The sequence below is a fragment of the Rubritepida flocculans DSM 14296 genome (assembly GCF_000425365.1).
Classification (GTDB): Bacteria; Pseudomonadota; Alphaproteobacteria; order Acetobacterales; family Acetobacteraceae; genus Roseococcus; species Roseococcus flocculans.
This window is the reverse complement of record NZ_AUDH01000004.1, coordinates 137,545-149,641: the sequence shown is the minus strand read 5'-3', so window position 1 is coordinate 149,641 and position 12,097 is coordinate 137,545. Positions and strand designations below refer to the sequence as shown.

The 12,097-nt window shown below is 73.1% G+C and carries 14 protein-coding genes and 1 tRNA gene; 8 read left to right on the top strand and 7 right to left on the bottom strand.

All coding sequences use genetic code 11. The features are described from left to right. Nucleotides 1-5: 5 nt before the first annotated feature. The 8 genes from rpsP (at nt 6) to H596_RS0106145 (ending at nt 5,499) form a co-directional block, all read left to right on the top strand. A complete protein-coding gene (rpsP, locus tag H596_RS0106180; RefSeq protein WP_027284148.1) occupies nt 6-341 on the top strand; it encodes a 30S ribosomal protein S16 in 336 nt (111 codons plus the stop codon). Between the two features lie 26 nt (nt 342-367). Beyond that, nucleotides 368-874: a ribosome maturation factor RimM gene (gene rimM, locus H596_RS0106175; RefSeq protein WP_027284147.1), complete on the top strand. Its 507-nt coding sequence runs from the start codon at nt 368-370 to the stop codon at nt 872-874. After that, nucleotides 871-1,596 carry a tRNA (guanosine(37)-N1)-methyltransferase TrmD gene (trmD, locus tag H596_RS0106170; RefSeq protein ID WP_027284146.1) on the top strand — a complete coding sequence of 242 codons (726 nt, stop codon included), beginning with the start codon at nt 871-873 and terminating at the stop codon, nt 1,594-1,596. The genes rimM and trmD overlap by 4 nt, the downstream gene beginning before the upstream one ends. 26 nt (nt 1,597-1,622) lie before the next feature. Next, nucleotides 1,623-2,018, top strand: coding sequence for a 50S ribosomal protein L19 (gene rplS / locus H596_RS0106165; RefSeq protein WP_027284145.1), 396 nt, complete (start codon nt 1,623-1,625; stop codon nt 2,016-2,018). A 57-nt stretch (nt 2,019-2,075) separates the two neighbouring features. After that, the gene (gene leuC, locus H596_RS0106160; protein ID WP_027284144.1) at nt 2,076-3,512 is read left to right on the top strand and encodes a 3-isopropylmalate dehydratase large subunit; all 1,437 of its coding nucleotides are present in this window, start codon (nt 2,076-2,078) and stop codon (nt 3,510-3,512) included. Next, nucleotides 3,509-4,123: a 3-isopropylmalate dehydratase small subunit gene (gene leuD / locus H596_RS0106155; RefSeq protein ID WP_027284143.1), complete on the top strand. Its 615-nt coding sequence runs from the start codon at nt 3,509-3,511 to the stop codon at nt 4,121-4,123. Before leuC ends, leuD begins: the two co-directional genes overlap by 4 nt. 117 nt (nt 4,124-4,240) lie before the next feature. Beyond that, nucleotides 4,241-5,350, top strand: coding sequence for a 3-isopropylmalate dehydrogenase (gene leuB / locus H596_RS0106150; protein WP_027284142.1), 1,110 nt, complete (start codon nt 4,241-4,243; stop codon nt 5,348-5,350). A gap of 73 nt (nt 5,351-5,423) precedes the next feature. After that, a tRNA-Arg gene (locus tag H596_RS0106145) sits at nt 5,424-5,499 on the top strand. A 492-nt stretch (nt 5,500-5,991) separates the two neighbouring features. Here H596_RS0106145 and H596_RS0106140 read toward each other — a convergent pair. The 7 genes from H596_RS0106140 to H596_RS0106110 form a co-directional block, all read right to left on the bottom strand. Continuing rightward, a complete protein-coding gene (locus H596_RS0106140) occupies nt 5,992-6,729 on the bottom strand; it encodes a hypothetical protein (protein WP_027284141.1) in 738 nt (245 codons plus the stop codon). Between the two features lie 11 nt (nt 6,730-6,740). After that, entirely contained in the window at nt 6,741-7,337 is a 597-nt protein-coding gene (locus tag H596_RS20350; protein WP_037300223.1) for a hypothetical protein, read from the bottom strand. Between the two features lie 267 nt (nt 7,338-7,604). Further along, nucleotides 7,605-8,753 carry an AAA family ATPase gene (locus H596_RS0106130; RefSeq protein ID WP_169579849.1) on the bottom strand — a complete coding sequence of 383 codons (1,149 nt, stop codon included), beginning with the start codon at nt 8,751-8,753 and terminating at the stop codon, nt 7,605-7,607. Beyond that, nucleotides 8,743-9,768, bottom strand: a complete 1,026-nt coding sequence (locus tag H596_RS0106125; protein ID WP_169579848.1) for a toprim domain-containing protein — start codon at nt 9,766-9,768, stop codon at nt 8,743-8,745. Before H596_RS0106125 ends, H596_RS0106130 begins: the two co-directional genes overlap by 11 nt. A 64-nt stretch (nt 9,769-9,832) precedes the next feature. Next, on the bottom strand, nt 9,833-10,048 hold the full coding sequence (locus H596_RS23765; RefSeq protein WP_051212476.1) for a helix-turn-helix transcriptional regulator: 216 nt from the start codon (nt 10,046-10,048) through the stop codon (nt 9,833-9,835). A gap of 74 nt (nt 10,049-10,122) precedes the next feature. Continuing rightward, the gene (locus tag H596_RS0106115) at nt 10,123-10,593 is read right to left on the bottom strand and encodes a hypothetical protein (protein WP_027284138.1); all 471 of its coding nucleotides are present in this window, start codon (nt 10,591-10,593) and stop codon (nt 10,123-10,125) included. Further along, nucleotides 10,590-11,921: a tyrosine-type recombinase/integrase gene (locus H596_RS0106110; RefSeq protein ID WP_027284137.1), complete on the bottom strand. Its 1,332-nt coding sequence runs from the start codon at nt 11,919-11,921 to the stop codon at nt 10,590-10,592. Before H596_RS0106110 ends, H596_RS0106115 begins: the two co-directional genes overlap by 4 nt. Nucleotides 11,922-12,097: the final 176 nt, after the last annotated feature.

Sequence of the window (12,097 nt, the reverse complement as noted above, 5' to 3'; positions counted from 1 at the left end):
GACCGATGGGCCTGAAGATCCGCCTTGCCCGCGCCGGCGCGAAGAAGCGCCCCTACTACCACATCGTGGTGGCCGACAGCCGCAGCCCGCGCGACGGCCGCTTCATCGAGAAGCTCGGTTCCTACAACCCGATGCTGCCGGCCGAGCACGCCGACCGCATCCGCCTGCAGGACGAGAAGATCAGGGAGTGGCTCGGCAAGGGCGCCCTGCCGACCGACCGCGTGGCGAAGTTCCTCGGCCGCGCCGCCATCATCCCGATGCCCGCCATCCCCGAGCAGCCCAAGCAGTCCGCGCCGAAGAAGAAGGCGCAGGAGCGGGCGGCCGCGGCGGCCAAGGGCTGACGCAGGGGCGCTGACGGCGGCACGCGATGGGCGAGGGGCTGGTCCTGCTGGGCGAGATCGGGCGGCCGCACGGGGTGCGGGGCCTGGTGCGCGTGCGCAGCTTCACCGCCACGCCGGAGGGGCTCACGGCCTATGGGCCGCTCTCCGACGGGCGGGGGCGCAGCCTTGTGCTCACCCTGCTCGCGGCTGATCTCGCGCGCATCGAGGGCGTGACCGATCGCGACGCCGCCGCGGCGCTGACGGGCACGAAGCTCTACGTGCCACGCGCGGCGCTGCCGCCGCCCGGGGAAGAGGAGTTCTACCTCGCGGACCTCGAGGGGCTGCGGGGGGAGACGGCGGCGGGCGAGAGTCTGGGCGTCGTCACCGCCGTGGAGGACCACGGGGCCGGCGCCTTCCTCGTGCTGAGCGGCCCGCCCGAGCGCCTCATCCCCTTCACCCGCGCCGCCGTCCCGGTGGTGGACGTGGCGGGCGGGCGCGTCGTCGTCGTGCCGCCGGTCGAGGTCGTGGCGGACTCGGCAGAGGATGCGGCGTGATGTGGCGCGCGAGCGTGCTGACCCTCTTTCCCGAGATGTTCCCGGGCCCCCTCGCCCATTCCCTAGCCGGGCGCGCACTGCGCGAGGGGCGCTGGTCGCTGGCGGCCGAGGACATCCGCGCCCATGGCGAGGGGCGCCACCGCACGGTGGACGACACGCCCTTCGGCGGCGGCGCGGGCATGGTGATGCGCCCCGACGTGGTGGACCGCGCCATCGCGGCGGCCGTGCCGGAGGGGGATCCGCGCCCGCTCATCTACCTCACCCCGCGCGGGCGGCTGCTGGATCAGGCGCTGGTGCGCGAGCTGGCCGCGGGCCCCGGCGTGGTGCTGCTCTGCGGCCGCTACGAGGGCGTGGACCAGCGGGTGATCGAGGCGCGCGCGATGCGCGAGGTCAGCATCGGCGACTATGTGCTCTCGGGCGGTGAGGTCGCCGCGCTCGTGCTCCTCGACGCCTGCGTGCGGCTGCTGCCCGGCGTGATGGGCGCGGCCGAGAGCGCGGAAGAGGAAAGCCACGCGGCGGGCCTCCTCGAATACCCCCACTACACGCGGCCCGCCGAGTGGCAGGGCCGCGCGGTGCCGCCCGTGCTGCTCTCCGGCCACCACGCCGAGGTGGCGCGCTGGCGGCGCGAACAGGCCGAGGCCGCGACGCGCGAGCGCCGGCCCGACCTGTGGAACCGGCCCCGCTTCGGAACACGGATGGACGCGGGCTGCGGGCCTGCCTAGATCGAATCTTGGAAAGGACGAGACCGATGAACCTGTTGCAGCAGTTCGACGCCGAGCAGAAGGCGAAGCTCCTCGCCGCCCGCCCCGTGCCCGATTTCGCCCCCGGCGACACGGTGCGCGTGATGGTGCGCGTGGTGGAAGGCGAGCGCGTCCGCACCCAGGCCTATGAGGGCGTGGTGATCGCGCGTTCCAACCGCGGCCTGCACAGCAACTTCACCGTGCGCAAGCTGAGCTACGGCGAGGGCGTGGAGCGCGTCTTCCCGCTGCACTCGCCCTCCATCGCAGAGATCAGCGTGGTGCGCCGGGGCAAGGTGCGGCGCGCGAAGCTCTATTACCTGCGCGGCCGCACGGGCAAGTCGGCGCGCATCGCCGAGAAGCTCGGCCTGAAGGCCGAGCCGGCGCCGGCCAAGGACGCCGAGTGAGCACCGATGGGGGCCGCGCCGCAAGGCCGGCCCCCTTTCGCCTGGAGGGGGACGCCAATGGCCGCAACCGGCCCGCGCACGCTGTTCGACAAGATCTGGGCCCATCACGTCGTCGAGACGCTGCCCGACGGCACGGCGCTGCTCTACATCGACCGCCACCTCGTCCATGAGGTGACGAGCCCGCAGGCCTTCGAGGGGCTGCGCGCGGCGGGCCGCCGCGTCCGCCGGCCCGACGCCACCATCGCCGTGGTGGACCACAACATCGCGACCGACGAGAGCCGGCGCACCGGCATCACCGACCCCGAGAGCCGGCTGCAGGTCGAGACGCTCGAGAAGAACGTCGCCGAGTTCGGCGTGCCCTACATCCCGCTGCTCGACGACCGCCAGGGCATCGTGCACGTGATCGGGCCGGAACTCGGCCTCTCGCTGCCGGGCATGACGATCGTCTGCGGCGATTCCCACACCTCCACGCACGGCGCGCTCGGCGCGCTCGCCTTCGGCATCGGCACGAGCGAGGTCGAGCATGTGCTCGCGACGCAGACGCTGCTGCAGAAGCCCGCGAAGAACATGCGCGTGCGCGTGGAGAGGACGCTCGCGCTGGGGTGCACGGCGAAGGACATCGTGCTCGCCATCATCGGCAAGATCGGCACGGCGGGCGGCACGGGCCATGTGATCGAGTATGCCGGCGAGGCGATCCGCGCCCTCGACATGGCGGGCCGCATGACGGTCTGCAACATGAGCATCGAGGCGGGCGCGCGCGCCGGCATGGTGGCGCCCGACGAGACGACCTTCGCCTATGTGAAGGGCCGGCCTCACGCGCCGAAGGGCGAGGCCTGGGAGCGGGCGCTGGCCTACTGGCGGAGCCTTCCCTCGGACCCGGGCGCGCCTTTCGACAAGGAGGTGGTGCTGGACGCCGCCGCCATCGCGCCGATGGTCACCTGGGGCACGAGCCCCGAGGATGTGCTCCCGATCACCGGCACCGTCCCCGACCCCGCCGAGGCGCCGGACGAGGCGCGCCGGGCGCAGCTCCAGCGGATGCTCGACTACATGGGCCTGACGCCCGGGCAGAAGCTCACGGACCTCAAGGTGGACGTGGTCTTCATCGGCTCCTGCACCAACTCGCGCATCGAGGACATCCGCGCCGCCGCCGCCATCGCCCGCGGCCGCAAGGTGGCCGAGGGCGTACGCGCCATGGTGGTACCGGGCTCGGGCCTCGTGAAGAAGCAGGCGGAGGCGGAGGGGCTGGATCGCATCCTGAAGGAGGCCGGCTTCGAGTGGCGCGAGGCGGGCTGCTCGATGTGCCTCGGCATGAACCCCGACAAGCTGACGCCCGGCCAGCGCTGCGCCTCCACCTCCAACCGCAACTTCGAGGGACGCCAGGGCCCGGGCGGGCGCACGCATCTGCTCTCGCCCGCCATGGCCGCGGCCGCCGCGCTGGCCGGCCACCTCGCCGATGTGCGGGACTGGCAGCCCGCAGCAGGGAGCGCAGCATGAAGCCCTTCACCACGCTCACCGGCATCGCCGCGCCGCTGCCCAAGGCGAATGTGGACACGGACCAGATCATCCCCGCGCGCTTCCTCAAGACCATCGCGCGCACGGGGCTGGGCCGGCACCTCTTCGCCAATTTCCGCTACCGCGAGGACGGCTCCGAGAACCCGGACTTCGTGCTGAACCAGGAGCCCTATCGCCGGGCCGAGATCCTCATCGCCTTCGAGAATTTCGGCTGCGGCTCCTCGCGCGAGCACGCGCCCTGGGCGCTCCTCGACTTCGGCATCCGCTGCGTCATCGCGCCCGACTTCGCGGACATCTTCCACAACAACTGCTTCAAGAACGGCATCCTGCCGGTGAAGCTGCCGCGCGAGATCTGCGCCCAGCTCATGGAGGATGCGAAGCTCGGCGCCAACGCCCGCATCACGGTGGACCTGGAGTGCCAGGTGGTGGTGCGCCCGAACGGCGAGGAGATCCCCTTCGAGGTGGATCCCTTCCGCCGCCACTGCCTGCTCAACGGGCTGGACGACATCGGCCAGACGCTGCAGCACAAGGCCGCCATCGACAGCTACGAGGCGAGGCAGCGCGCGGCCCAGCCCTGGCTGTTCGGGCCGTAATCCGCCGCCGGACGGCAGCCGCCACACCAACCCTGCCGCGCGGCGGAGTGTCTTCCGCCCCGCCGCACGGCAGCCGCCACACCAACCCTGCCGCGCGGCGGCAAGAAGGTGACAGCCATGCCCGCGAACAAGAAGCTTCTCATCCTCCCCGGCGACGGGATCGGCCCCGAGGTGATGCGCGAGGTGCGCCGAATCATCGAATGGATGGAGCAGCGCCGCCACGCGCGCTTCGAGATCAGCGAGGGCCTGGTGGGCGGCGCGGCCCTCGACGCCGAGGGCGTGCCCTGCCCCGATTCGACCGTGGCCGCCGCGCGCGCGGCCGATGCGGTGCTGTTCGGCTCCGTCGGCGGGCCGAAGTGGGATTCCCTGCCCTTCGAGCGCCGGCCCGAGCTCGGCATCCTGCGCCTGCGCAAGGAACTCGGCCTCTTCGCGAACCTCCGCCCCGCCGTGGTGCTCGACCCTCTGGTGGACGCCTCCTCGCTCAAGCCCGAGGTGGTGCGCGGCCTCGACATCATGATCGTGCGCGAGAGCACGGGCGGCATCTATTTCGGCGAGCCGCGCGGCATCACCACCGACGCGGCGGGCAGGCGCACGGGCATCGACACCGAGGTATACACCGAGGAGGAGATCGCGCGCGTGGCGCGCATCGCCTTCGACCTCGCACGCAAGCGGCGCAACAAGGTGACGAGCACCGAGAAGGCCAACGTCATGCAGTCCGGCCGGCTGTGGCGCGCGGTCGTGAGCGAGGTGCACAAGGCCGAGTTCCCCGACGTGCAGCTCGAGCACATGTACGCCGACAACGCGGCCATGCAGCTCTGCTCGCGGCCGAAGCAGTTCGACGTGATCCTCGCCTCCAACCTGTTCGGCGACCTGCTCTCGGACCTCGCGGCGGCGCTGACGGGCTCGCTCGGCATGCTGCCCTCGGCCACGCTCGGCGCGGTGCAGCCGGACGGGCGGCGCCATGCGCTCTACGAGCCCATCCACGGCTCCGCGCCCGACATCGCGGGCAAGGGCATTGCCAACCCCTCCGCGCAGATCCTCTCCTTCGCCATGCTGCTGCGCTGGTCCTTCGGCATGGAGGAGGATGCGCGGATGATCGAGACGGCGGTGGAGAAGGTGGTGGCCGGCGGCCTGCGCACGGCCGACATCATGCAGCCCGGCATGGCCCGCGTGGGCACCGCCGTGATGGGCGAGGCGGTGGTGCGCGAGCTGGAAAAGCTCGCATAGCGCCCCGCCGTTTTTGCGCGGCCCCGGGGGTTGCGCATCCTGACACGGGGCGGTAATCCCCCGCCCACGGCCAGCGCCCGTAGCTCAATGGATAGAGCATCAGACTACGGATCTGAGGGTTGGGAGTTCGAATCTTCCCGGGCGCGCCACGTTTTCAATGAGTTAGCCGACCACTTTCCGGCCAGCCTTGCGGACCCCGAGCGTTGCGGACCCCGTGCGGACCCCGAGCGCAAGGAACCCCTCTCCGGGGGGGTGGTGCGCCTCGCCCCGCCCGATGCCCCAGCCGGGAGGGGGGTCGGCAGCGCGGCGGCGCGGCAGCGCGGGATGGCAGCGCGAAGGGTGCCCCCCCCCGCTCGGCAGATGCCCCAGGCGCGGGGCGGCGCGTCAGCCGCCCGCAGGCGGTCCAGGAAGCCCGCACAAGGCGGCGAAGGGGCGGCCGGTAGGGGTGCACGCGGCGCGGCTTGGGCGGCCTCTGCGGGCTTCCCTGCGCGGCTTGGGCGGCCTTCCCGAAAGCCCGGCAGCGCGAAGGGGGTGGCGCGGGCGGCAGCTCGGCGGCGGGCGAGCTTCGGGCCTCGCCCCCACCACCAAGCCGTCGCGCAACTTTATTGCTCTGGGCGGCTACTCTCGAGAAATAATATTACCTAGCCTGCTGCTGCGCTTCCGCCGCCCGTATATGCGTCGCCACTAAAGGACCCGGCCCGGCTCGCGGCCGGCCCCTCGGGCGGCCCGGCCAGCGCCAGCCGCGACGGATGCGGCGGCCAAGCGGCAAGCGGGTCGGCCAGCGCGCGGGCAAGGTCGGCCATCACCTCAAGCCGCCAGCAGGTGTCGCGCTCGATCGGCCGCAGCAGCTCGGCAAGCTCCTCGCCCTCGAGGCGCCCCTTGCGGTAGAGCCGGCGCGCCGTCCGCGCGATGGTGAAGCGGTGGCGGTCAAAGGCACGCTGGAAGTGCTGGTCCAGCGCGTCGCGTAGCCTGGGTGCCTCGGCATCCACGCCAAGTTCCCGCAGCCGCGCGGAAGCGGCGATGGCGGTGCGCGCGTCCGTTACGGAAAAGTTCGACGCCCCCATCGCCGCCACGCGCCGGCCGTAAAACGCCGGCCGCAGTCTCGCCCGCCATGCTTCGGCCTCCGCGCCCGCCGCGCTGATCGCCAGCCGCTCCAAGGCCACAAGCCGTGCTGTTTGCTGGCATGGCTCCGGCGGGGGCGCGGCCTGCCCCCAATCGGGGGGCGGCGCAGCGCGGCGGCGCGCGATCTCCGCCGTGTCGCGCTCGGCGCGGCCGCTGCGCGCGCCCATGATGAGCCGCCGCACGGGCACGAAGCCGAGCACCATGAACAGCGCGTGCCCGGTCTCATGCAGCGCCCCGCGCAGCCGCCAGCGGCGCATCTCACGGGGGCTCATCGGTCGCCCCCGGGCGGCCAGTAATCGAGCCAGGCCTGCCCTGTCGGGTGCGGCAGCCGCACAAGCGCGGCGAGGCCGCCCTGCCCCTCAAGCACGTTCGGCGCGCCCGGCGCGGGCTCGGGCAGCACGGCGGGCGGCGGCACCGGCAGCTCGCGCGCGCGCAGCTCGGGCGGCAACGCTTGCAGCCGCGTGGCGATCTCGTGGCGCAGTTCGTCCACGCGCCGCGCGACCGCGAGCCCGGCGGCGATGGTCTCGGCGGCGCACGGGTAGCCCTCTCCGATGAAGCGCGTCCACCGCATCAGCAGGTCCGCGCACTCCCGCCGCATGTGCGCGATCTCGGCCAGCCGGCCCACGGCTTCCGCATCGCGGATGCGGTCGCGCAACTCCGTGATGCGGCGGCGCACATGGGCCAGGCGCTCGCCGGCCTCGCGGCCGTCGGCTTCGGCGCCAATCGTCATGTTGCTCTCGCTGATGCGGCGCAGCAGCCCGGGCGCTTCGGCCTCAAGCGCGGCCAGCTCGGCGCGCAGCCCGTCCGGATCATCGGCGGGCGCGGGCGGCGGCGTGGGCTGGGGGGTCGGGCGGGTGAAGAACATGCGGGGGCACTCCGGCCGCGCGGGGTTGCATGGCGCGCGCCCGGGCGCGGCAGGCCGGGCAGCACGTGAAGGAAGGGGGCAGCCCGCGACAGGCACTCGGCCTCGCTGCGACGGATTTTTCCGGCCGGGGCTCGGCGGCGACAAGCGACACCCCTAAAGGGGGTTGTCGCTCGTCGCGCGCGTCGCGGGGTGCCCTTGCGAAGGTTGTCGCTGCGTTGTCGCGCCTTGTCGCGCGCCTGTCGCGGGCTGTCGCAGGCTGTCGCGGCGTCATGTCGGCCAAGCCCAGCCGTCGCGGGTTGCGACAAGCCCCTTGTCGCGCAGCGTCGCGGCCACGCGGTTGAAGATGTCGCGACGGCTTTTCGGGTTGTCCGAGAGGGTCAGCCCGCGCCGCTCGCACTCGGCGCCCCAGCGCGTCAGGGGCACTCCGCGCAGCCCGGCGGGCATCCGCCACGCGGCGGGCAGGGGCTCGCCGGCGTCCGCGATGGCGTCATGGAGGAAGGCGAGTGCCGTTCGCTCGCGCGGCGACAGGCGCGCCCGGCGCGGGGCGTCGCCTTCGGCCTCCTCGGCAACCGGCGCGGTAATCGGGTCGCCGTCCTCATCGACCCCGAGCGCCTCGGCGCGGATCGTGAACGCCAGCGGCTCCAGCGTGGTGCCGTTGCGGTTCTTCCCGAGATGAACCGTGCGCGGCGCTTCGCGGTCCTCCGGAACCTCAACGCGCATCGTCACGTCCGCGTCGCCGTTCAGGATGCCGTGTCCGCGCGGCGTCGCGCCGCCCGTGCCGTTGCTGCTTCCGGCCTTGGCGCCGTGGTGGACCACCAGCAGCGCCCGCCCGCCCTCGCACAGCCGCCGCAGCAGGCGCACCGCGCGGCCCATGGCGCGGGCGTCGTTCTCATCCAGGGCCGGGAAGGCGCGCGCCAGCGTGTCCAGCACAATCAGTTCGGCGCGCGTCCGCTCGGCCGCGTCCAGCAGCGCCAGCAAGTCGGGCGGCTCGTGCACCCCGTCGCCTTGCAGGTCAATGGGATCGGCGACCACGTGAAAGTCCGGGGTGTCGCCGTGCGCCTGCCGCAGCGCGGCGGCGCGGCGCAGCATTCCCGCGCCATCTTCGGCTGCCGCAAAGAGCACCGGCGCGCGGCGCACCCGGCGCCCGAAGATGCTCCGGCCCGTCGCAACCGCGTGTGCCAGGAAGGGTGCCAGCACGCTTTTGCCTGATCCGGGCACGCCGAACAGGATGCCGAGGTCGGCGGGCGCGATCAGCCCCTTGATGATGTATCCGCGCGGCGGCGCGGCGGCGCAGGCGGCGAGCGACCAGCACCGCAGGCGGCGCGCCGCACCCGTCGGCGCAGCAGCGGCAGCGGCGGCAGGCGTGGTGGCGGCCGGCACGTGCACCCCAAGCCCCGGGGGCAGTTCAAGCGACATGACGGCCCCCCTCCGCAACCAGGTCCGCCGCATCCGCGCCCGGCGCGCTCGGGCGGATGATGGTCACCGGCAGCCCCCCTTCCGCGATGCGCGCGGCTGCCAGCTCGGCGGCGCGAAGGCCGGCCGCATCATGGTCTGCGACGATGGCGCACTCGCGCGCCCAGGGCGGCGGTTTGACGCACGGGAGGTTGCTCGCCCCCAGGCTCGCCCAGACCGGGCATTGCAGCAGCATCGAGGCGGCGAACGCGGTTTCCACGCCTTCCGCCAGCGCCCATCGGCCGCGCGGGTCGCACTGCCACGCGAAGCGCACGGCGTTGCCGCGCAGCGAGCCGAGGGTCAGCCTCATCTTGCGCCCATCTCGCAGCACGGGCGCGCCATCCCGGCGCAGCAGCACGATTTGCACGGCGCGGATCAGGCCGTCTGCCGCGCCATTGACGCCGATCACCAGCCCCTCGCGCCCCGCGTGCCAGCGAAGGGCGGGCGGCCAGCCCGCAAGCCCGGCGTGCGGCGGCAGCCGCGCCGGGTCCAGGCCGCGCCCGAGCAAGTATTTCTCGGCGGGCGTGCCCGCGATGCTCTCTCGCGCGCCGTGCCAGATTTCCAGCGCGAGGCGCGCCGTGTCGCGCGGCACCGGCTCCGGTGCCGGCGGCGGCTTGCGCGGCTGCGGCTCCGGGCGGGTCGCGGCCTCGCCCAGCCAGGCGCGCGCCCAGCGGGCCGCATCGGCCAGCGTGCCGCCGCGCTGCCGCACGATGAACGCCAGCATGTCGCCGCCCTGGCCGGCCTCATGATCGTGCCAGCGCCCGCGCTTCGGGCCTGCGATCACCAAGGCCAGAGAGCCGCGGCGCCCCCAGCGCCACTCGGTGCGGCCGCGTTGATTGGGGTCGCCGAGCAGCGCAAGCGCCAGCTCGGGCGCGCGCTCGGCGAGGCGCTGGGCCAGCTCGGGTAGAGGCTCTTTCTGCTGCATGGGGGCGGCTCCAAGCCGTCGCCCGCGGTGGATTTTTCGCGCCCGTCGTGGCACGATGGATCTGCTCCGTTGATCCTTCGTGTGCCTCGCCGTCCGCGCTTGCCTCGCGGACGGCGTTTCACTTTGCGGCGGCGCGCTTGCGGGCGACTTCATCCGCGCGATGCGCGAAGCTGCGCGCGGCAGCCCACGCGAGAAGGTCGGCCTCTGCATAGGCCACCCGGCGCAGCCCCAGCCGCACGAAGCGCGGGCCGTCCCCTGTCGCGCGCCACCGCTGCAAACTGCGCGGCGCGACCCGCAGCAGCTCGGCGGCTTCATGTTCGGTCAAAAGCCTCATGACGGTGCCCCTTCAAAGCGCGGCGCGCCGTGCGCCGCCGGGGCTAGCCATTAGTCACACGCTGCGCGCGCGCGCTAACGGTCTTTAGTGGGTGGCTTTCGCCCAAAGCGGGGCGCGGCCTCAAGCACGAGTCCGGCCTTCATCGCGCGGCGCACGCGGCTGCGCGCGGCCTCCCTCGTGATCCCGCGCGCGAACATCAGGAAATCCACGGCCTCCGCTTGCGTGCGGCACTTGCCGAACACCGCTATGTCGCGCGCGTCGCGCTCGGCGCGGAACACCTCCCGCGCCCGGCGCGGCGGCGGCGCGAAGCCCGCGCGGATCACCTCGGCCAGCTTGATGCGCGCCAGCGTCCATTCGCGGTGCCGCTCGGGCGGGTCGCAGTCACGCGGGCGCGCAAAATGGCAGTAGGCGAGCTCGTCCACGGCGCGCGCCAGCACTTCGCGCCAGTCCTCCGGCGTCTCGGCGCGCTGCAAGTCGCGCAGCAGTTCGGGCAGGTCGTTCGAGCGCAGATCGGCGAAGCGGAGCCGCGACGAAGGGCGGCTCACGTGCGCGCCCTCCGGCGTTCCAGCGGCACCACCACCGCAGGCATGGGCGCGCCTTCGCCCATCGCCAGCACGTGCGCTGCCCATGCGTCCAGCGCGGCGGCGCGCTCGGGCAGAAACTGGTTGCGCTGGTAGATGCGCGCCACGCCATTGATCGCGCCTTGCGTGTGGTTCAGCAGCCTGTCCGCGACGTGCGGCGGGAAGCCCGCGCCGGCAAGCCACGTCACGCCCGTCCGGCGGAAGTCGTGCAGCACCCATGGCTGCATTGGTTCGGCACCGCGCGTCGCGCGCTCCTTCGCAATCGCTTTGTCGAGCTCGCGCTTGACCCAGTTGTGCCCGCCGATCGGGCGCAGCGCGCCGCCGTGCAGCACCCCGAACACAAGCGCGTCCGAGGGGGGCAGCGCGGGCAATGGCGCGTCGGGCGCGATGCCGAGCCGATCGCGCAGCAGCGCGCGCGCGGGCGCGGCAAGGTGCACCACGTGCGCTTCGCCGTTCTTCGTGCGGCGTGGCGGCTGCGTCCACGCGGAGAGGTCGGGCGCGATCTCGCCCCAGGTCATGCCGTTCACTTCGTCGCGGCGGGCGAGCGTCAGCAGCAGCAGCTTGACGGCGGGGCCGTAGGGCGCGGGCAGCGTGCCCGCCGCGCGCCAGACTTCGCCGATCTCGGCATCCGTCAGAACGCGGTCGCGCTCGGCCTTGTGGTCGGGCTTGGGCAGCCCCGCGAAGGGATTGTGGGCGAGCCGCCGCCGCTTCACGGCCCAGCCGTAGCAGGCCGAGCCGTAGCGCAAGATGAGTCCGGCCGTGGTGGGCTTACCGGCCTTCGTGAAGCCGTCCACAACGCGAAGGACGGCGGCATGGTCCAGCGCCGCCGCGGGCGTGGCCAGATGCGCCTTGAACGCTGCGCGCATCGCGCGGGTTGCCTCGGCGGCGTAGCGCGGGCGGCGGTTGCACAGATGCAGGGCTTGCCAGTCGGTCAGTAGCGCGTCGAGCGTGAAGGCGGCTTCGCTTGCGGCGCGGGCGGCCTCGGCCTTGCGTCGGGCGGCTTCCGCAGCGCGTGCGGCGCGCTCGGCGGCCGGGTCCGCGCCAGCGGCGATCCTGCCCATGACGATGCGGGCGGCGTCGCGGGCTTGCTCGATAGTGATGCTGCCCCACGCGCCGAGCTTTTCGCGGCGGCGCTCGCCGGTCGCGCGGTCGGTCCAGCACACGAAGAATGTCTTGCTGCCGGGGGTGGCGCGCAGGCGAAGCCCTTTCACCACGGCGTCAGACAGCCACGCTTCGCGCTTGCCCTCCGGGATTGACAGGGCCGCAACGGTCCTATCAGTCAGGCTCGGCATAGACCCTCTTACTCCCCTTTTGCGGACCCCGTGCGGACCCCGAAAGCGGGTCCGCAATGGCAGTTTACGGCGTTCACTGGCGAGAGAGTAAGAGGGTCACCTCTCGGAAAGCAAGCTTTTTGGCGGTTTTTGGCGGCTCGGGGTCCGCAATGGCGAAGGCGGCGGGCATTCTACGG

Excerpts from the sequence above, each read along its gene's own strand:
- H596_RS20350 (WP_037300223.1), bottom strand. The coding sequence starts at position 7,337 with ATGTTCTTCACCCGCCCGACCCCCCAGCCCACGCCGCCGCCCGCGCCC.
- leuC (WP_027284144.1), top strand. The coding sequence starts at position 2,076 with ATGGCCGCAACCGGCCCGCGCACGCTGTTCGACAAGATCTGGGCCCAT.
- leuD (WP_027284143.1), top strand. The coding sequence starts at position 3,509 with ATGAAGCCCTTCACCACGCTCACCGGCATCGCCGCGCCGCTGCCCAAG.
- H596_RS0106140 (WP_027284141.1), bottom strand. The coding sequence starts at position 6,729 with ATGCGCCGCTGGCGGCTGCGCGGGGCGCTGCATGAGACCGGGCACGCG.
- rplS (WP_027284145.1), top strand. The coding sequence starts at position 1,623 with ATGAACCTGTTGCAGCAGTTCGACGCCGAGCAGAAGGCGAAGCTCCTC.
- H596_RS0106130 (WP_169579849.1), bottom strand. The coding sequence starts at position 8,753 with ATGTCGCTTGAACTGCCCCCGGGGCTTGGGGTGCACGTGCCGGCCGCC.
- H596_RS0106110 (WP_027284137.1), bottom strand. The coding sequence starts at position 11,921 with ATGCCGAGCCTGACTGATAGGACCGTTGCGGCCCTGTCAATCCCGGAG.
- H596_RS23765 (WP_051212476.1), bottom strand. The coding sequence starts at position 10,048 with ATGAGGCTTTTGACCGAACATGAAGCCGCCGAGCTGCTGCGGGTCGCG.
- leuB (WP_027284142.1), top strand. The coding sequence starts at position 4,241 with ATGCCCGCGAACAAGAAGCTTCTCATCCTCCCCGGCGACGGGATCGGC.
- rpsP (WP_027284148.1), top strand. The coding sequence starts at position 6 with ATGGGCCTGAAGATCCGCCTTGCCCGCGCCGGCGCGAAGAAGCGCCCC.
- rimM (WP_027284147.1), top strand. The coding sequence starts at position 368 with ATGGGCGAGGGGCTGGTCCTGCTGGGCGAGATCGGGCGGCCGCACGGG.